Origin of the sequence: Azospirillum brasilense, assembly GCF_007827815.1 — a bacterium.
Taxonomy (GTDB): domain Bacteria; phylum Pseudomonadota; class Alphaproteobacteria; order Azospirillales; family Azospirillaceae; genus Azospirillum; species Azospirillum brasilense_C.
On record NZ_VITH01000001.1, the window covers coordinates 443,320 to 463,124 of the forward strand.

Below are 19,805 nucleotides of genomic sequence, written 5' to 3' on the forward strand. Positions count from 1 at the left end.
GGCGCATGGCACAGGCCTCGGCCCGACCCGCTGGTCGAATGGCCCCCAGCCAATCCCATCATGAGAGGTATCGCAAAACGATCGTTGCGGAAATACCGATGCACCCAGGCATTTAAAGCCAAAACCCCATGAAACCGAAACCGGCCACGCTGCGAAGTATAATCGGGCATCGACGCAACAACGACTCAGAAATTCACAACACGCTTCATCAATCGTAAATCCTATAGAAAATGTGGTTTTAACCTTTCAATCGAGGATACGGCCCATACTTGGCGCTGACCACCGAACGTGGCGATTTCAACAGAGTTCGCTAATAGGCAGAGCGTCCGGAACCGCCTGAACACAGGCGAACTTCCGGACGCTCTCAACCCTTTCAGCCGATGGCCCGCGAGGCCGCGGCGCTGAACGCGGTCAGGCCATGGCCTTCATCTGCTTGTCCATGCGGGCGAGCACGGCCATCACCTCCTTGCAACGGCCCTTCACATCGTCGTCGGTCTCCGGGAGGCCATCCTGGGAGGAGATGTTGCGCCAGTCCTTCAGGAAGGCCTTCAGCTCCGGCATCTTCGGCAGCTGGGTGCCGACGCCGCGGATGTCCTCCTTCCACAGGTCCTGGTAGTCGCTCACCGTCTTCGCCGTCTTCAGCTTCTTCGCCAGGGACAGCATGTACTTTTCCAGAATCTCCCGCCCCTTGGCCCGTACCTTGTCGGCCTTCTCGATGGCGTCCTTCATGCCCTCGTAGTCATCGACGATCTTGTCGCCGAGCGATGACTGGTTGAAGGCGACGAAGAGCTGGTCGGCGGCCTTGGCGACCTTCTCCGCGTGAGCGGTGGAATCCTTCGGAATCAGCTTGTTCGACTTGAACTTTTTGGCCGTCGCCTCGGCCAGGTCGCGGAGCTTCTGGAGCTGGGTGCGCAGCGGTTCGACCGAGCGCTTGTACTCCGCCCGCGCCTCCTCCAGAAGCGAGTCGAGATCGTCCAGCGTCGCGTTGCTGGGAGAGTTCATCGACACGCTCAGCTTCTTCCAGTCGATGGCGCCGTGCGCCTTGTCGACCGCCTTCATCGCGTCGCCGACGCCGGTCTTGCCGGCGATCTTGGCGATGGCGCCCTTCTTCTTGTCCCAGTCCTTCTGGGTCAGGATGTCCGGGATGTCGATGCGCTTCAGGGGACCACCCATGTCTCAGCTCCTCCGCTTAACCAAACATTCACCCTGTCGGCCTGCATGGTAGGAGGCGGGCGCGCCCCTCGGAATCGGCGATTGCTCCTCTCCCACCGCTACCGGAACCGAATGGGTCCAAAACGGCGGCTTCGCTCCCCGCCTCGCCTCAGCGGCCGCCCACCAGCTGCACCACGCCCTTGCAGACGGTGGCGAACTCCTTGATCAGGTCGGTGATCTGGCGGGCGGTGTAGTCGGGCGGCACGCGCATCGGCGGCCCGTCGCCGCCCTGCCCGGCCCACGGGGCCAGCTTCCGGCGGTAGAAGTCCGGATCGGCGCGCAGCCCGTCCAGCGCCTTCGCCGCGGCGAGCTGGGTGGCGAGATCGCGGGCCAGCGCCGGGAACAGCTCGTTGTAGGTGTCCGGCGTCGGCTTGGCCCGCACCTTGGCGACCCCGGCGGCGGCGCGGGCCAGCGCGCCGTTGATGTTCGCCTCCCACCGCTTCTGCGCCCGCTCCGACGCGGCGGCGTCCTTCTCGGCCTGGGCGGCCTGCGCCTTGAAGCGGTCGGCGTCCGCGCCGATGTCCGCCTCCAGCTCGGCGAGGTCCTTGGCGAGCGCCTTCATCGCCCGTTCGCAGGCCGCCGCCGCGGCCTTGTCGCCGCGGCTGGCCGCATCCTCGTCCAGCGCCTTCGCCAGCGCGGCCAGATAGGCCTTGCGCGCTTTCACGGCGTCCTTCCCGGCAGCGACGAGATCCTTCGCGGCCTCGTCACCGGCGGCGCCGGCGCGGTGGACGGCGTCGCCGGACTTCAGCGCCTTGACCAGCGCGGCGTCGCCGTTCAGCGCGGCGGCGACCGCCTTGGCGTCCTTCGGCCGGTGTTTCGCGGTCGCGGCCTCGAAGCGCTTGCGGGCCGCGGCCCAGCGCTGCTCATAGGGGACATGCGCCATCGCCGCCCGTCCGCTCCGACGCTACGCGACGGTCGGCTGGAGGCGATCCTCCAGCGAACGGATGGCGGCGCAGTCACGCTCGAACACGGCGCGGTCCGGATGGGCAAGATAGATCTTCGCCAGCACCTGCGTCAGGTCGAGGGTCGGCACCACATCGTCACCAACCCGCGGCACGAGGCCGTAGCCGCGCACGCTCGCCATCCCGTCGAGGATGGAAAGGTCCGGCAGCGCCGCCACCCGGCCCGACACCAGCACCGGCAGATAGAGGACCATCGCGTCGGCCTGGAACCGGTAATGGCCGTCGAGCAGCGGCCCGACCGCCGCCGCCCCGTCGAAGGCGTCGACCAGCAGATCCACCTGATCGTGCCCGGTGCCCGCCGCGATGGCGGTGGTCGAGCCGGCCGGCCCCATGGCGCGCGCCGCGATCTCCACCAGCGCCGGACCGCGGGCGGTCATCCGCACCTCGGCATGGCCGGCGCCGTCGGTGATCTCCAGCGCGTCGAGGACCCGGCGGATGTAGGCCATCAGCGCCTGCGCCACCGGCTCCTCCGGCGGCAGAAGCCGGTAGTAGTCGTAGACGAAGGGCGACCCGTTCAGCGCCCGCTTGGCCGACAGCAGCACGTCGCAGACATAGTGGCGCCCGCCGCGGCTGACCGTGTTGACGACGTATTCGAGCCCGTCGAGATAGGTCTGCACCAGCACCCGCTCGTTGGCCGAGCCGCAGAAGTCGCGGCTGCCCAGGATGGCCTCCACGGCGGCGCGCAGTTGCGCCGGGGTGTCGCAGAAATAGACATGGTCGGTGGAGGCGCTGGCCATCGGCTTCGCCACCACGGGCCAGCCCGCCTGCGCCGCCCACTCCACCGCCTCCGCGGTGCCGGTCGCCATGGTCTGGCGGGCGGTCAGCAGGCCGGCGGCGACCAGCCGCTCGATCATCATGAACTTGTTGCGGCGCGCGGCGGTCAGCTTCGGGCTGTTGCCCGGCGTGCCCAGGACGGCGCCCAGCGCGTCGGTCAGCTCCACCGCGGACTCGTTGCCCGGCAGGATGAAGGCCGGGGCCAGAGGCCGCAGCGTCCTCGCCAGCGCGTCGAGGTCGCCGTCATGGAGGATGTGCGCCGCGAAGTCGTCGGGCTGGTGGCTGCGCAGCAGCGACGGCGCGAGGTCCGGGCGGCTCTGCACCGCGACCACCTCGTAGCCCCGCGCGCGCAGGCGCGGCGCCAGAAGGATGCCGGTGGAATAGGGATCGACGACGACCGCCGTTTTGAGCGGAGCGCTCATGGCGTGACCTCCAGCGCGGCGTCCCGCGGCACGGCCGGCACCGCCTCCGCCGGGCGGGCGTAGGTGACCAGCGGCACGGAGCCGTCCAGCTCCACCGACCGCCCGATCCAGCCGGCCTCGATCACCGCCCGCTGCTCTTCCAGCTCCGGCACGGCGAAGACGCGCTCGCTGCCCGGCACCCAGGCGGGCGGCGCCGCTCCCAGGTCGCGGTGCAGCAGGTAGCGCAGCCGGCCGCTGGCGTGCATGACCAGCACCCGCCGCACCAGGAAGCCGCCGGCCAGCAGATTCGACAGGCTGCGCGGGTTGGACAGGGCGACGCGCGAGAACAGGTGCGGGCGCCCGGCCCCCAGCGCGTGGAGCGTGCGCAGAGTCACCAGCAGCCGTTGCAGCCCGTTGCCGCGGAAGTCCGGATGGACCATGCAGCTCGCCATGTGGGCGGTGGCGGTGACGGCGGGGCGAGAGCCCGGCAGGTCGTCCACGAAGGCCGGCATCCCGGGCTGCGGCAGGCCCAGGATGGCGCAGCCGATCAGCCGCCCCTCGGCCTCCAGCCCCAACGTCACGCCGCGCTCGCCCAGATGCAGACCGGCGAACTCCGGCGTCTCGGGGAAATAGGCGTCGATGTCCGGCAGCTGCCCGAAGATGTAGCCGCGGAACGCCTCCAGCGCCGGCAGGTCGGCGGGACCGAGGAAGCGGATGCGGTAGGGAACGCAGACCGGCTCGCCGCACCGGACGCGCAGCATGCCCGTGTGGACCGTCTGTTCGGGGGATAAGAGGACCGTCATGTCAGGCGTCCTGGACGATTTCGGCGATGTTGAGCAGGCGCATCGGCGGGTAGAGGTCCAGTTGCTTGGCCGCCCCGATGCGCAGCAGCAGGGAGAAGCGGTTCAGCGTCTCCACCGGAATGGTGTCGGCGGGCTTGGCCCCGGTCAGGATCTCCACCGCCTTCAGCCCGGCGAAGCGCCCGACGTTGACCGCCGGGCTGACCAGCCCCATCAGCAGGTTGGCCCGGCGGATCGGCAGCTCGGTGGAGCAGAAGGTGGCCAGCCGGTGGGCCAGCGCCTGCTCCGCCACCACCGCGTTGTTGTTGGAGGCGACCAGCGTGTCCGGCCCGATGTAGACCAGCTCCGCCCCGGCGCGCGCCGCGTCGGCAATCAGGTCGGGGATGGCGGCGGCCTGCGGCGCCCCGGCGGCGTCGCGCGGCAGCGCGGCGTCGTGGATCTCCACCCCCTGGCGGGCGGCCTCCTCCTTCAGGTCGCGCACGGCGACGACCATGTTGTCCTCGGCCGGGTTGTAGACCGCGGCGATCTTCTTCCAGCGCCGGTAGGACAGCATCGTCTTCATCTGCACCGCGGCCGGCGCGATGTGCCGCGTGCCGGTGACCGCGCGCCCCGGACGGTCGAGCGCGCGCACGACGCGCGACGCCACCGGGTCGGTGACCGAGGTGAAGACCACCGGCACGTCGGTCAGGAAGCGCGACGGGTCCGGATCGTCGTAGCGCCCGACCGTCCCCAGGGTCAGCGGCGTGAAGACCGTCACCACCAGATCGGGCTTGGAGGCCCGGATTTCCGGCAGCAGAGCCGGCATGGCGGAGGCCTGCGGCACCTCGCGCACCTCCACCGTGGCGGACAGGCCGCTCGACGCGATGAAGTCGCGCAGGCCCAGCACGTCGCCGACGTCCTTGCGCGGGGTCAGCACGACGATGCGCGCCGGCTTGGCCGCGGTGAAGGTCCTGGCCGCCGGGCCGAAGGTTGGCTGCGCGAAGGAGGGGGCGGCCCCGGCCAGCAGAGTTCCGGCGCTCAGGGCGCCCGTCAGGACGGTGCGGCGGGACAGGCTCATGCGGGGGTCCTCTGCGGAAGATCGGCGCCGGGCGGGCGCGGGCGGAACAGGGCGGTCAGCAGAAGCTGCACGGCGACGCAGGCCGCCAGCACCGCGCCGATGCCCTTCAGCGCCCCGGCGTATCCGTAGTGGGCCAGGAACAGTCCGGCCAGGAAGGGGGCGATGACGGAACCCAGCCGCTCGATCAGGCGGAACATGCCGATCACCGTGGTCTCGCCAAGCGCCGCCCGCTCCTTGACGCAGACATCGGCGAGCATGGCGAGCTGCGGCGCGCCGAGCATGGCGTGCGCCACCCCCAGCAGGGCGACCCCGGCCAGCGCCGTGCCAAGCGACCCCGGCATCGACAGCACCCAGGCCGCCCCGGCGGCGACCAGCCCGCCGACCACCAGGAAGCCGACGCGCTGGCCCGAGCGGTCCGACAGCCTCGCGGCCATCGGCGACACCACGATCATCAGCAGCCAGTAGAGCAGCAGCACGCGGCCGATCCAGGACTGGCTGACCCCCTGGTCGTCCAGCGCCAGCGGCAGCAGGAAGAACAGCAGCGCCGTCAGCCCCAGCTTGGCCGGAACCGCGCTGAAGACGGCCAGCCCGACGAAGCGCGGGTTGCGCAGGCACAGCACGGCGTCGGCCAGACGCAGGCCGCGGCTGGATTTCCCCTGCGCGGCGCGCACCCGCGGCAGAACCTGCCACGCCATGAAGGCGGCCAGCAGCGCCAGCCCGGCGGAGATCAGGAAGGTCGTGCGGAAGCCCACCTGCCCGGCGATCACGCCGCCGATGGCCGGGCCGCAGACGCCGGCGCTGAGGATGCCGCCGGCGTACATGGCGATGGCCTGGGCGCGCTGCTTGGGGTCGGTGGCGTCGATGACGAAGCCCTGCGCGGCGATGAAGACGCTGGCGTAGCCGATGGCGGTCAGGCAGCGCGCGACGATGAGCTGGATGAGGTCGGTGGCGAGGCCGGAGCCGACCAGACCGACGAAGGAGAGTAGCGCCCCGCCGAGGAACACCGCCCGCCGCCCGCGCCGCTCCGACACGCTGCCGGCGATCGGCTGGCTGACCGCCCAGAGCAGCATGAACAGGGCGATGGGCGCGCCGATGACCATCTCCATCGACAGGCCGGGCACCGGCTCGAACAGCTGCTTGATGTAGACGGACAGGAAGGTGCGGGTCAGCTCCTCCGCCAGGGAGAAGATGAAGATGGCGAAGCGCAGCTCGACCACCCGCTGCATCATGCCGATCTTGGTCATCGCCTGCTCGGAGGCGGTCATGTCGGCCTTGTGCTGCACGCTGTCCAGCGCCCAGTCGACGGCGCGCGACAACTCGCCCACCTCGTCGCGGTTGCGCAGGGCGACGCGCACGCCGAGATGCCCGTCGGCGGCCTGCTTCATCACCGCCGTCACCCGGCGCAGCGGCGCCGCGACGGAGGTGCCGACGACCAGCAGCAGGATCTCGACGTTCAGCAGGATAGCGACGATCAGCACCGAGCCGAGGTCGAACACCACCTCGTTCATGGCCGAGCGGACATAGCCGGAATCGACGCCGATGTGCAGTCGCGCCTCCCCGTTCCCCTCCAGCGCCAGGACGGTGTCGAGGAACTGCGGGGAGTCGCCCTCCGGCAGCGGGTCGGCGACGGTCAGGCGGTTGCCCGCCCGCGCCTCCTCGGTTCCTGAGAAGGCGTGGAGGCGGTCGCCGATCTCCAGCGCCAGATACTTGACGTCCGGGTTGGCGGCCAGCGCATCGGAGAGCAGCTCGTCCACACCGACCAGCTTGTCCAGCTCGAAACCGAGCGCCACCGCGCGGTCGATCTGCGCTACCACGTAGGAGCCGACGACCTCGGCCTTGCGGGCCAGTTCCGGCTCGATCAGCGGGCGGAACAGCGTGTTGACGTGGTTGGTCTGGACGGCGAGGCTGACCAGCATCAGGACGGACACGACGCCCGTCAGCATCCAGTTCAGGCGGCGGATGAAGGACAGCTTCATGGCGTGACTCCCGCCGGACGCGCGGCCTCGACGTCGGAGGCGGCGGGACGAGGGTGGTCCTCCTCCGCGCCGTGCTGCTGCTGTTCCAGGATGCGGTCGGCGAAATCCTTCAGGCCGGGGGCGAAGGCCACCAGCTCCGGGGTCAGGTTGGGCGGCTCGCCCATGCCCAGCGTGTTGATGCTGGCGGTCATCTCGCGCAACCGCCGCTGGATCGGGCGCAGCAGCAGCCAGACCGCGACCATGGTGACGAGAAGCCCGGTCACCAGATTGATGCCGCCGGACAGCAGCAGGTCCGGGATGGTGCCGCGGATGCCCGCCTGCACCTCGCCCAGCGAATAGGTCAGGGCGACGCCGCCGGCGACACCGCCGAAGGCGTTGCGGATGCCGAGCAGAAGCGCCTGGCTGTCGCCATCGGCGACGGCCGCCACGCGGTCGGACTTGCCGTCGCGCGCGAAGGCCCCCTTCCAACCGGCGGGAATCGTCCCGACCGGTCCGCCGTGTCCCGCCCCCCGGCCCGCCGCCGCCAGAACCTCGCCCGTGTCGGTGAACAGAACCAGCCCGGTGATCCGATCGTCCCGCGCCATCGAGCGCTGGATCAGCGCGTCGAGATTGCGCAGGGCGGTGATGGAGACGCCGAGGCTGACGGCGCCTTCGACCTCGCCGGCCAACCCGCGCAGGGCGACGGTGAAGCGGGACGCCACGGTGTCCTCCACCATCCGCTCCATCTTCAGGTAGGACAGGGCGGCGGTGGAAAGCAGCGCGAAGCAGAGCGCCACCTGCAGCAGCAAAATGATCTTCGTCGTCAGGGTCAGGCGCATGGGTCCGGTGCCGGCAAGGGGTACGGGCACCTTACGCGCATCGCCCGCGCCGCCGTTTCCGAGACGGGTCCAGTCTGGAGAAGACCCCGGCGACATGGCTCCGCTCCGGCCCGACCCTTCCGGGCGCGCCGCTGCGCACACCGCACTGCAACCGCAAGGCGCTTTGCGCCTATGCGTGCTTATAAAATGAAGAACAGAATGCGCCTCGATCCGCCTGGACTATGCCTTTTCGCCTAACCCGTCGAAATTTTGCGGAATTTTGAGACATTTTTTGATCGCTCTATTTTGGACCATGATTGCATCCATGATGGTTTGCTTTGCGTGGTAATCCATAAGCACAGCATTCCATGCACCCAACGGGGGAAGGGCTTCGATGCGGATCGAGTTGGAGCGACCCTTGGCGTGGCCGGTGCGTCCGGTCCAGACCAGCGCCGGCCTTCATGTTTCGGCGACGTCCATCCTGATCGCCTGCGCGGACCGTGCGCTGGGCATCGGCATGCACGACGCCTTCGAACGCAACGGCCACCGCATCCATGTGACCCACGACCCCATCGCGGCGCTCGACACGCTGGAGGCCGACGGCAGCATCGGCATCGTGGCGGTCGAACTGGCCCTGCCCCACTTCGACGGACTGGCGCTGGTCGAGCGCATGCGCAAGAGCGTGCAGCGACACCTCCAGGTCATCGTCGTGGCGCCCAACGCCACCGCGGCGGACGTCGTCCGCGCCATGCATCTGCGCGCGGCGGATTTCATCAGCGACCCGCAGGACGGCAGCCAGCTCCATGGCGCGCTCGCCCGCGCTTTGGCCGCCCATCAGGCGGCGGCCCCGCTGCCCCCCGCTGCCCCGTCCGCACCCGCCGGCAACGGCGAGTTGCATGGGGCGCTGGAGGACGCCTACCGCCACGGCCTCGCCCTCATCGAAGCGGTGAAGGCGCTGCGCGAGGGGCAGCCGAAGCCGGCCGTTCCGGCCCCCACCCCCACCGCTCCGCCGTCCATCCCTGCGGCGGGGGAGAACCGGCGTCTGGCGGTGCTGCGGACGCTCCAGCAATCCCGCGTCGCCCGCGACAAGTATTTTCCCAAGGGTCTGTTCGAGGACCCCTGCTGGGACATGCTGCTGGACCTGATGGCGAACCATCTGCGCGGGCGGCGGATTTCCGTGTCGTCGCTGTGCATGGCCTCCGGCGTCGCCCAGACCACGGCGCTGCGCCGCATCACCGAACTGCACGACCGCGGGCTGGTGCGCCGGATCGCCGACGACAAGGACGGCCGCCGCGTCTTCATCGAACTGACCGAGCAGGGCATCGCCGCCCTGTCCGGCTATGTCGAGCACATCCAGGACCTGACCTGACCCGACCGGGCCGGATCGGCGCGAATTGGCCCGGTCCGGCGGGTTTCCCCACCCAGACTGCTTCAACCGGGACCTGTCCCGGATCGACAGCGTGCCCTGAAAGCGGCGAGCATCGCGGCAAGGAACGCCCTGCGCGCAGGACGGCGGAGACCCGATGGCCGACCAGAAACTGAAGGATGTGATCGTCGTCGCGACCCCCACGGAGGGGCTCGGTTCGACATCCTCCCTGCCCACGCGGCCGGCATCGCCCAGCGAGGAGCCCGACCGCCAGCGCATGGCCGAACGGCTGCGCGCCCAGGGCTGGAGCTACCGCCGCATCGCGGAGGAGCTTCAGGTGTCCTACATCCTGGTGTCGCGCTGGCTGGGCGGCGACGGCGCCACGCTCGGCGGCCCGCGCACGGCGCCCGCCGCAGCCCCCTCGCCACCGCCGCCCGCGACCGGCGGGCCGCGAACGACCAAGGCGGCCAAGGCGACCAAGGCCGCGAAGGCGGTCGCCAGCGCGGCGGCGGCCAACGCCGACGAGGACGTCCTGGCGATCCAGTTCCGCGCCTTCGAACAGTATGTGCGCGAGGTCATCGACACGCTGGAGACACGGCACGAGTCGCTGCTCCAGCGCCAGGAGGACCTGATCCAGGCGCTCGACACCGAGCGCGCCGCCGCCCGCGCGCGGGAGGAGGAACTGCTCGCCACCCTCGACCAGGAGCGCCAGCGCTGGAGCGAAGCGGAAGACCGCTTCCGCGAGGAGTTGGAACGCTTCAAGGGAGAGATGCGCCGCAGCCAGGCGACGGCGGGCGCCACCGTCGTTGCGGCAACGGCCCTCGGCGCCGCCTCCGATGACGACGACGAGAGCGACGACGGGGACTCCTCCGATTTCTCCGCCTTCAGTTTCGACGATGATGAGGAGGAGGAGAAGGACGGCGACAAGGCCAAGGACGACGGTGAGGCGGGCGGCGACGACGCCTTCAGCTTCGATGATGACGAGGACGAGAGCGATCCCTTCAGCTTCGACACCGACGACACGGAGGAAGCGAGCGACGGCGAAACGTCTGAAGCCACCGCTTCGGCCGACGATTCCGATGACTCCGACCCCTTCAGCTTCGACGATGACGATGCTGAGGAGACGCTTGGGGAGGCTCCCGCGCAGCCGGACGAGGAACCGGACGGGGACCCGTTCTCCTTCGACATGGATGACGAGCCGGACGAACCCAACGCCGACGCCGGAACTGAGATCGGCACCGCAAAGGCCGATGCCAAGAACGACCCCTTCTCCTTCGACGACGAACCGGAACCGGAGCCGGAGCCTGAACCGGAGGCTCCGCCGAAGAAGAAGGGCCTCTTCGGCTTCTGGCGCAAATGACGGCCGCGCCGCAGGCCTGAGACGGCGGGCCGCGCACACGTTTGCGTGTTGATCGCCGCGCGTTTTCGGTTGTATGACATGACGCATGACTCAACCGCGCCGCCCCTTGTCCGCCGCCGAACGGTTCGACTGGCTCCGCCTGATCCGGTCGGAGAATGTCGGGCCGATCACCTTCCACCGCCTGCTGGAACGGTTCGGCGGCGCCGGCGCCGCGCTGGAGGCCTTGCCCGACCTCGCCAAGCGGGGCGGACGGACCAAGCCGCTGCGCATCGCCCCGAAGGCGGACATCGACCGCGAGTTGGCCGCCAACGACCGCATCGGCGCCCGCCTGCTCTTCTCCTGCGAGCCCGACTACCCGGAACCCTTGGCCGCGCTGGACGACGCGCCCCCGGTGGTGTCGGTCCTCGGCCACCCGCACCTGCTGCGGCGTCGGGCGGTGGCCCTGGTCGGGGCGCGCAACGCCTCGATGAACGGCAAGAAATTCGCCGAGCGGCTGGCGCGGGATTTGGGCGAGGCCGGCCTTCTGGTCGTCTCCGGCATGGCGCGGGGGATCGACACGGCGGCCCATGCCGGGGCGCTCGGCAGCGGAACGGCGGCAGTGGTGGCGGGCGGCGCCGACGTCGTCTACCCGCCGGAGAACGAGGCGCTCTACCGCGACATAGTGCAGCAGGGCGTGGTGATCGCGGAAAGTCCGGTCGGCACCACCCCGCAGGCCCGCCATTTCCCGCGCCGCAACCGCCTGATCTCCGGCCTGTCGCTGGGGGTTCTGGTGGTGGAGGCGGCCCTGCGCTCCGGCTCCCTCATCACCGCGCGCATGGCCTTGGAACAGGGGCGGGAGGTGATGGCCGTTCCCGGCTCGCCGCTCGACCCGCGCTGCCAGGGCACCAACAACCTGCTGCGTCAGGGGGCGGCCCTGGTGGAGGGGGTGGACGACGTGTTGCGGGCTCTGGAAAACCTGTCGCCACCGGTCTTGCGGGAGCGCCAGGGAGACCTGTTCGCCCAGGCCCGCCCGGCCCCGCCATCCGATTCGGAGCTGGAAGCGGCGCGCGCCGTCATCCTGGAAAACCTCGGCCACACGCCGGTTGCCATTGACGAACTGGTCCGCGGGTGCCAATTGTCCGCTCCGGTGGTGTTGACCGTGGTGCTGGAACTTGAGCTTGCGGGCCGTGTCCAGCGCCAGCCGGGGAACCAGGTGAACCTGATCTGATCCCGATCCGCACCGCCAGCGTTTGGTAAAGGCACTTTCAGGGGCGCGGACTCTTGCCGGGCAGCAACGTCGTCATCGTCGAATCGCCGGCCAAGGCGAAAACGATCAACAAATACCTTGGCTCGGACTACACCGTGGTGGCCAGCTTCGGCCATGTGCGCGACCTTCCGGCGCGCGACGGATCGGTGCGTCCGGACGAGGACTTCGCCATGGACTGGGAGTTGGGCGACCGCTCCAAGCGCCACATCGACGAGATCGCCAAGGCGGTCAAGGGGGCCGAACGCGTCTATCTCGCAACCGACCCGGATCGCGAAGGGGAAGCCATCGCCTGGCATCTGTCGGAGCTGCTGCGCGAAAAGCGGCTGATCGACGACTCCAAGGTCCAGCGCATCACCTTCAACGAAATCACGAAGACCGCCGTACAGGCCGCGCTGGAGGCCCCGCGCGACGTGTCGCGGGAGCTGGTGGACGCCTATCTGGCCCGCCGCGCCCTCGATTATCTGGTGGGCTTCACCCTGTCGCCGGTGCTGTGGCGCAAGCTGCCGGGCTCCCGCTCGGCGGGCCGCGTGCAGTCGGTGGCGCTGCGCCTGATCTGCGAGCGCGAGTCGGAGATCGAGGTCTTCAAGCCGCAGGAATACTGGACCATCGAGGTGGGCTTCGCCACGCCGGGCGGCGCCTCCTTCACGGCCCAGCTCACCCAGCTCGACGGCAAGCGGCTCGACAAGTTCGCCCTGCCCGCCCGCGAGGCGGCCGAGGCCGCGGTGGCGCGCATCAGCCCGCAGGCCTTCTCGGTCGCGACGGTGGAGCGCAAGCAGAGCCGCCGCAACCCCTCCCCGCCCTTCACCACCTCGACCCTGCAGCAGGAGGCCTCGCGCAAGCTGGGCTTCGGCGCCACCCGCACCATGCGCACCGCGCAGCGGCTGTATGAGGGCGTGGACATCGGCGGTGAGACGGTCGGCCTGATCACCTACATGCGAACCGACGGCGTCAGCCTGTCGCAGGAGGCCATCGAGGGCGCCCGCAACCTGATCGGCTCCCATTGGGGCGAGCGCTACGTTCCGGCGCAGCCGCGCGTCTACAAGACCGCCGCCAAGAACGCCCAGGAAGCGCACGAGGCCATCCGCCCGACCGATCTGTTCCGCCGCCCCGAGGAGGTTTCGACCTACTTGGAAGGCGACGAGCTGCGTCTGTACGAGCTGATCTGGAAGCGCACGCTGGCCAGCCAGATGGAAAGCGCGGTGCTGGATCAGGTGGCGGTGGACATCGCCTCGCCGTCCAAGGACGTCGTGCTGCGGGCCACCGGCTCGGTCGTCGTGTTCGACGGCTTCCTGAAGGTCTATCAGGAGGACCGCGACGACGGCGCCGCCGACGACGACCAGGAGCGCCGCCTGCCCGCCATGGAGCAGGGCGACGCCCTCGCCCGCGGCGACATCAGCCCGGAACAGCATTTCACCCAGCCGCCGCCCCGCTACACCGAGGCGAGCCTGGTCAAGAAGCTGGAGGAGCTGGGCATCGGCCGCCCGTCCACCTACGCCTCGATCCTCCAGGTGCTCCAGGACCGCAACTACGTGCGGCTGGACAAGCGGCGCTTCATTCCGGAGGACCGCGGCCGTCTGGTCACCGCCTTCCTGAAGAACTTCTTCAACCGCTACGTCGAGTACAACTTCACCGCCGACCTGGAGAACAAGCTCGACGAGATTTCCGACGGGCGGATCGACTGGAAGACCGTGCTGCGCGACTTCTGGCGCGCCTTCCACGTCGCGGTGGACGGAACCAAGGACCTGACCATCACCCAGGTCCTCACCACGTTGGACGAGGAGCTGGGGCCGCACTTCTTCCCGACCAACGCCAACAGCGACTCGCCGGGCCACGACCCGCGCGTCTGCCCGGTGTGCAGCCAGGGTCGGCTGGGGCTGAAGCTCGGCAAGATGGGCGCCTTCATCGGCTGCTCGCGCTACCCGGACTGCCGCTACACCCGCCCGCTCGCCGTCGCCAACGACGAGAACGGCGAGGCGCAGGAAGGCCCGCGCGAGCTGGGCAACGACCCCGAAACCAGCCTGCCGGTGACCGTGCGGCGCGGCCCCTACGGCGCCTACATCCAGCTCGGCCCGCCCCCGGTGGCCGCCGCCCCGGCCGAGGCCGTGGTGGAGGAAGCCCCCGCCGACGGCAAGAAGACCAAGGGCAAGAAGAAGGTCAAGGTCGAGGCGCCGAAGCCCAAGCGCGTCTCCCTGCCCAAAGGCATGGCCGCCGCCGACGTGGACCTCGACACCGCGTTGAAGCTGCTCGCCCTGCCGCGCAGCATCGGCAACCACCCGGAAACGGGCGAGGACATCAGCGCCGGCATCGGCCGCTTCGGCCCCTACCTGAAGCACGGCAGCGTCTACAAGTCGCTGACGCCCGACGACGACGTGCTGACCATCGGCATCAACCGCGCGGTCGACCTGCTGGCCGGCGCCGCCAAGAAGGCGTCGGCGCCCGCCAAGACGCTGGGCGACCACCCGAAGACCGGCAAGCCGGTGACCACCGGCGCGGGCCGCTTCGGTCCCTACGTCAAGCACGGTTCCGTCTACGCCTCCATCCCCAAGGGCACGGAGCCGGACAGCGTGACGCTGGAGCAGGCGCTGGAGCTTCTGGAGGCCAAGGCCGCCAAGGACGCCGCCAAGAAGGGCAAGGCCCCGAAGGACGCCGAACCGGCGGCCGACGGTGCCGAGGCGCCCGCCAAGGCCGAAAAGACGACCAAGGCCAAGGCGACCGCCGCCAAGAAGGACGCGGCGAAGAAGGCCGCTCCGAAGAAGGCGGCCGCCAAGAAGTCCGACAGCGCCGAAGCCGACAAGACCGACGCCGGCGAGGACAAGCCCGCCGCCCGCAAGCGGGCTTAATTTCTCCTTATTATCGGCAACGCTGTTTTAACCCTCTCCCCTCCGGGGAGAGGGGATAACTGCCGCCCCACCCCCTACCGCAGCCAGCGCATGACGCCGCCCTCGAACGGGGTCCAGGCGCCTACGGTCACGCCGGCGGCGCGCAGGGCCTTGCCGGTCCATTCGTTGCAGGTCTCGACCGGGCTGTAATGGCCGACCGCCTCGTAAAACAGGTCGGTCGTGCCATAGCCGCTGCCCGGCAGGGGCATCACCTTCCCCGCTCCGTCCCGGCGGAAGCTGCGGCGCACGAAGGCGGCCAGGGCACCGTACTGCCCCTCGTCCAGCACCAGCACCCCGCAATCCGGGCTCCCCGCCGGGCGATGCAGCGCGTAGACATGCATCACCGACGGCCCGCGGCCGAACAGGGCGGACAGCGCCGTGGCTGGCCGCAGATCCGACCATTGGCGGGTTTCCAGATAGAAGGCGCGGTCGCCCCAGCCGAACGAGCGATGGCTCGCCTCGGGACCGGCACCGGGAAAATTGCCGCCCGGCAGGTCGATGGTCCAGTCCACGGCCTCCGTGACGGCGGGAAGCACCAGATCGGTGTGGATTCCGTTGCTGCAGACGAAGACCTCCACGCCCTCCCGCGCCGCGGGCTGGTCGTTCACAGCAAGGCGGGACAGCACGGCAGCGGCCAGCAAATAGGCTCCGGCCGCAAGCGCCGGAACGGCCAAAACCAGCAGCACCCCGTTCCGCACGATCCTCATGGATGCGCCCCCGCCACGCCCGGCACGGTTCTGGCGCGTCTTTGTGGCGGAGCCATGGCGCGGCGGTTGGATTCGCCGCGCCCAGGGCTTACTTAAGCGGTCCACTCTCCACGGCACGGATTCCCTTGACCGACACCTCCCGCCGCTCCGGCAGCTTTCCCGATAAGGACACGGTCCTCTCCTTCATCCGCAACAGCGCGACTCCGGTCGGCAAGCGCGAGATCGCACGCGCCTTCAAGCTGTCGGGCAGCGACGACCGCGAGAGGCTGAAGGACCTTTTGAAGGAGTTGGAGGCCGACGGCGCCGTCGAGCGCGGGCGCAACAAGCGCGTCGCCCCGCCGCAGTCGCTGCCGGAGGTCGCCGTGCTGGAGGTGACCGGCGTCGATGCGGACGGCGAGGTCACCGCCCGCCCGGTCACCTGGACCGACGAGGGCAACCCGCCGCGCATCTTCCTGATGCCGGAGAGGAAGGGCCACCCCACGCTGGGAACCGGCGACCGCGTGCTGGCGAAGCTCAGCCGCGTCAACGACCGGCTCTATGAGGCCCGCACCATCCGCCGGCTGGACGGGACGGTGGGGCGCGTTCTCGGCGTCTATTACCCCGCGGCGGACGGTGGGCGCATCGTCCCCACCGACAAGCGCAACAAGACCGAACTGCTGGTCCTGCCGGCCAACCGCAACAACGCCGAGCCGGGCGAGCTGGTGCTGGCCGACTTGCTGCCGGCCTCCCGGATGGGCCTGCCGCAGGCCCGCGTCGCCGAGCGGCTGGGCCACAGGGCGGAACCGCGCGCCGTCAGCCTGATCGCCATCCACAGTCACGGGCTGCCCACCGACTTCCCGCCCGCCGCCATTCGCGAGGCGACGCACGCCGCCGTGCCCTCCCTGACCGGACGGACCGACCTGCGCGATCTGCCGCTGGTGACCATCGACGGCGCCGACGCCCGCGACTTCGACGACGCGGTGTGGGCGGAGCCGGACTCCGACCCGGCGAACGAAGGCGGCTGGCACCTGCTGGTCGCCATCGCCGACGTGGCCTTCTACGTCCGCCCCAATTCGGCGCTGGACCGCGCCGCCTACGAGCGCGGCAACTCCGTCTATTTCCCCAACCGCGTCGTGCCGATGCTACCGGAGGCGCTGTCCAACGACCTCTGCTCGCTCCGCCCCCACGAGGACCGCGCCTGCGTCGCAGCGCATCTGTGGATCGACCGCAACGGCGCGCTGCTGCGGCACCGCTTCGTGCGCGGCCTGATGCGCTCCGCCGCGCGGTTGACCTACGAGCAGGTGCAGGCGGCCCGCGACGGCGCCCCGGACGAGGCGACGGCGCCGCTGCTGGAGACGGTCATCGCTCCGCTCTACGGCGCCTACGCCCGCCTGTGGGCGGCCCGGCAGCGCCGCGGCACGCTGGAACTGGACCTGCCGGAACGGCGCGTCCGGCTGGACGAGCGCGGGCGGGTGGCGGAGATCGCGCCGCGCGAGCGCCTCGACAGCCACCGGCTGATCGAGGAGTTCATGATCTGCGCCAACGTCGCCGCGGCCGACAGCCTGGAGCGGGCGGGCATGCCCGGCCTGTTCCGCGTGCACGACCAGCCGTCGCTCGACAAGCAGGAGACGCTGCGCGAGTTCCTGACCGGCATCGGCTACACGCTGCCGCGGGTGCCCCGGCTGACCCCGGCCCATTTCACCGCGATCCTCGACCGCGCTGCCGGCACCACGGAATCGCAACTGGTCAGCGAGGTGATCCTGCGCAGCCAGTCGCAGGCCGAATACAGCCCGGAGAACATCGGCCATTTCGGCCTGTCGCTCGACCGCTACGCCCACTTCACCTCGCCGATCCGCCGCTACGCCGACCTGATCGTCCACCGGGCGCTGATCCGCGCGCACGGGCTGGGGCCGGGCGGGCTGGACGACGCGGCCATGGCCGGGCTGGCCGACATCGGCGAGCACATCTCGATGACCGAACGCCGCGCCGCCACCGCCGAGCGCGACGCCATCGACCGCTTCACCACCGCCTTCCTGGCCGACCGCGTCGGCGCCCTGTTCACCGGGCGGATTTCCGGGGTCACCCGCTTCGGCCTGTTCATCCGGCTGGACGAGAACGGGGCCGACGGGCTGATCCCCGCCAGCACCCTGCCCGACGACCAGTACGAGCATGACGAGCGCGCCCACGCCCTGGTCGGCCAGCGCACCGGCCGCAGCTACCGGCTGGGCGCCGCGGTCAGGGTGGTGCTGATCGAGGCCGATCCGCTGACCGGAAGCACCCTGTTCGCCCTGCCCCGCGCCGACGGCGATGCTGGCGGGGATTCCGTTGGGCATACCGATCATCCGTTGCAATCCGGCCACCCTGGTCACCCCCCGCGGAGCGCCCGTTTCGCGGGCCGCGCAACCCAGAAGCAACGGAAACGTGGCCGCTGAGTCACAGTGGTGGACATTCCACGACAAAGAGTCCGGCCCCCGTCTTTTGTCCCGCCAGCCCTCATTTCTGAAGTGCTATTCCTTATCCGTTCGAATCCGGTGGGCAACCATCCGGGTCCGCCTGTGGGAAAGGAGGCCGCGTACGGCGCGCCATGGGCATACGGAAACGAGGATTTTCGCCGCGCGGGCGTCTGTCGGTCCCGCTCGCGGCCGCCATGTTCGCGGTTGGCCTCGGAAGCCTCGGCGGGACGCTGCCCCGTCCGGCCGCTGCCGCGACCGAAGCCGCCTTCATCAGCGAGCAGGTCTTCGCCGTCGCGTACGGCAAGATCGCCGAAGTGTATCTCCAACAGGTTGATTTCGGCCGCCTCGGGCTGGACGGTCTGAAGGGTCTTGCGACCATCGACCCGACCGCCCGCGCCGAACGCCAGGGCAACACCGTACGCCTGTACGTCTCCGGAAGCGTGATCGGGGAGTACGCCGCCCCGTCCCTGTCCGACGCCGCCGGCTGGGCCGCCTTGACCACCAAGGCGGTGGAGCGGGCCCGCCTCTACTCCCCCACCCTCTACCAGGCGGTGCCCGAGCGGGTCTATCAGGTCGTCCTCGACTCCGTGATGTCGGACTTGGACGGCTACTCCCGCTACACCGGCACCCAGCGCGCCACCAGCGAGCGCGCCCAGCGCGAGGGCTATGGCGGGATCGGCCTGTCGCTGGAGACGGCGAACGGCCGCACCCTGATCCGCAACGTGCTGCCGCGCAGCCCGGCCGACCGCGCCGGCATCCGCGGCGGCGACCAGCTTCTCGCCATCGACGGCGACCTGACCGCCCGCCTCAGCGAGTCGGACATGCGCGACCGTCTGCGCGGCCCGACCGGGACCATGGTCCTGCTGACCGTGGCGCGCGACAACAACCCGCCGCGCCGCGCGCCCCTCCGGCGCGAGCGCGTGGTTCCCAACACCGTGAACTCCAGCGTGTCCGAGCAGGTCGGCGTGCTGAAGGTGGACCGTTTCAACGCCGCCACCGCCTCCAACCTGCGCGACGCCGTGCTGTCCACGCGGCAGAGCGTGGGCAAGGGCCTGCGCGGTTTCGTGCTCGACCTGCGCGGCAACCCTGGCGGCCTGCTCGATCAGGCGGTCGCGGTGGCTGACCTGTTCATCGCCCAGGGCAAGATCATCACGACCGAGGGGCGTCACCCCGACAGCCGCCAGCGCTTCGAGGCCGGCCCCGACGACATCGCCGAGGGCTTGCCGCTGGTTGTCCTGGTCGACGGACGGTCCGCTTCCTCCGCCGAGGTGGTGGCGGCCGCCCTCCAGGACTCGGGCCGCGCGGTGGTGGTCGGCGCGTCCTCCTACGGCAAGGGCAGCGTCCAGACGGTGACCCGCCTGCCCAACGACGGCGAGCTGTTCCTGACCTGGAGCCGCATCTACACACCGGCCGGCTACACCCTGCACCGCCAGGGCGTGCAGCCCACGGTCTGCACCAGCCGCACCGGCCAGGACGACCCCGTCGCCCTGCTGTCCGACCTGCGCGACGGCCGGGCGCGCCCGATGACCCAGTTCGCCGGCTGGCGCGCCCGCGCCGCCGACGACGAGGAGGCGCTGGCCCGCCTGCGCGAGGCCTGCCCCTGGAAGGAGCATGAGCCTGAGTTGGACGTGAAGGTGGCGCTGCGCCTCCTCGCCGATCCCGCGCTGTACCAGCGCGCGGTCGCCCTGTCCTCCACCAACACCGTGGCCGAGCGCTGAGTCGTTTTCCGCCCGGAATTGCGGGCGGAAAAAGGACTCGGATCGGCCCTTCTTGGCACTTTACAAAGGCTTGACATCGCGGCTGTAGCGGGTATCTTCCCCCGCTACGACGCCGCCC

14 protein-coding genes are annotated in these 19,805 nt (G+C 70.2%); 6 read left to right on the top strand and 8 right to left on the bottom strand.

Annotated elements, in window-relative coordinates:
- Positions 1-411: 411 nt before the first annotated feature.
- The 7 genes from FBZ83_RS02115 to FBZ83_RS02145 form a co-directional block, all read right to left on the bottom strand.
- Positions 412-1,173: a hypothetical protein gene (locus FBZ83_RS02115; RefSeq protein WP_145680851.1), complete on the bottom strand. Its 762-nt coding sequence runs from the start codon at positions 1,171-1,173 to the stop codon at positions 412-414.
- Positions 1,174-1,321: 148 nt separating this feature from the next.
- On the bottom strand, positions 1,322-2,095 hold the full coding sequence (locus FBZ83_RS02120; protein WP_145680852.1) for a hypothetical protein: 774 nt from the start codon (positions 2,093-2,095) through the stop codon (positions 1,322-1,324).
- 21 nt (positions 2,096-2,116) lie between these two features.
- The gene (locus tag FBZ83_RS02125) at positions 2,117-3,370 is read right to left on the bottom strand and encodes an ATP-grasp domain-containing protein (protein WP_145680853.1); all 1,254 of its coding nucleotides are present in this window, start codon (positions 3,368-3,370) and stop codon (positions 2,117-2,119) included.
- Entirely contained in the window at positions 3,367-4,152 is a 786-nt protein-coding gene (locus FBZ83_RS02130) for a GNAT family N-acetyltransferase (RefSeq protein WP_186465948.1), read from the bottom strand. The genes FBZ83_RS02125 and FBZ83_RS02130 overlap by 4 nt, the downstream gene beginning before the upstream one ends.
- Position 4,153: 1 nt before the next feature.
- The gene (locus tag FBZ83_RS02135) at positions 4,154-5,206 is read right to left on the bottom strand and encodes an ABC transporter substrate binding protein (RefSeq protein WP_145680854.1); all 1,053 of its coding nucleotides are present in this window, start codon (positions 5,204-5,206) and stop codon (positions 4,154-4,156) included.
- Complete coding sequence (locus tag FBZ83_RS02140) at positions 5,203-7,182, bottom strand: MFS transporter (protein ID WP_145680855.1); 1,980 nt, start codon at positions 7,180-7,182, stop codon at positions 5,203-5,205. The genes FBZ83_RS02135 and FBZ83_RS02140 overlap by 4 nt, the downstream gene beginning before the upstream one ends.
- Positions 7,179-8,030, bottom strand: coding sequence for a hypothetical protein (locus tag FBZ83_RS02145; protein ID WP_247888097.1), 852 nt, complete (start codon positions 8,028-8,030; stop codon positions 7,179-7,181). Before FBZ83_RS02145 ends, FBZ83_RS02140 begins: the two co-directional genes overlap by 4 nt.
- A gap of 343 nt (positions 8,031-8,373) precedes the next feature.
- Between FBZ83_RS02145 and FBZ83_RS02150 the strand changes: the two genes are divergently transcribed.
- The 4 genes from FBZ83_RS02150 to topA all read left to right on the top strand — a co-directional run bounded on the left by FBZ83_RS02150 (position 8,374) and on the right by topA (position 14,791).
- Complete coding sequence (locus tag FBZ83_RS02150; RefSeq protein ID WP_145680856.1) at positions 8,374-9,348, top strand: response regulator transcription factor; 975 nt, start codon at positions 8,374-8,376, stop codon at positions 9,346-9,348.
- 154 nt (positions 9,349-9,502) lie between these two features.
- The gene (locus FBZ83_RS02155; RefSeq protein ID WP_145680857.1) at positions 9,503-10,705 is read left to right on the top strand and encodes a helix-turn-helix domain-containing protein; all 1,203 of its coding nucleotides are present in this window, start codon (positions 9,503-9,505) and stop codon (positions 10,703-10,705) included.
- Positions 10,706-10,790: 85 nt separating this feature from the next.
- The gene (gene dprA, locus FBZ83_RS02160; protein ID WP_145680858.1) at positions 10,791-11,912 is read left to right on the top strand and encodes a DNA-processing protein DprA; all 1,122 of its coding nucleotides are present in this window, start codon (positions 10,791-10,793) and stop codon (positions 11,910-11,912) included.
- 53 nt (positions 11,913-11,965) lie between these two features.
- On the top strand, positions 11,966-14,791 hold the full coding sequence (topA, locus tag FBZ83_RS02165) for a type I DNA topoisomerase (protein WP_145680859.1): 2,826 nt from the start codon (positions 11,966-11,968) through the stop codon (positions 14,789-14,791).
- Between the two features lie 74 nt (positions 14,792-14,865).
- Here the strand turns inward: topA and FBZ83_RS02170 are convergent, their stop codons facing one another.
- Positions 14,866-15,537 carry a TIGR02117 family protein gene (locus FBZ83_RS02170; RefSeq protein WP_145680860.1) on the bottom strand — a complete coding sequence of 224 codons (672 nt, stop codon included), beginning with the start codon at positions 15,535-15,537 and terminating at the stop codon, positions 14,866-14,868.
- A 125-nt stretch (positions 15,538-15,662) separates the two neighbouring features.
- On the opposite strand from FBZ83_RS02170, the gene rnr reads away from it, so the two are divergent.
- Together rnr and FBZ83_RS02180 are read left to right on the top strand one after the other, a co-directional pair.
- On the top strand, positions 15,663-17,948 hold the full coding sequence (gene rnr, locus FBZ83_RS02175) for a ribonuclease R (RefSeq protein WP_145680861.1): 2,286 nt from the start codon (positions 15,663-15,665) through the stop codon (positions 17,946-17,948).
- A 215-nt stretch (positions 17,949-18,163) separates the two neighbouring features.
- Positions 18,164-19,687, top strand: a complete 1,524-nt coding sequence (locus FBZ83_RS02180; protein WP_145680862.1) for a S41 family peptidase — start codon at positions 18,164-18,166, stop codon at positions 19,685-19,687.
- The last annotated feature ends 118 nt before the right edge of the window (positions 19,688-19,805 follow it).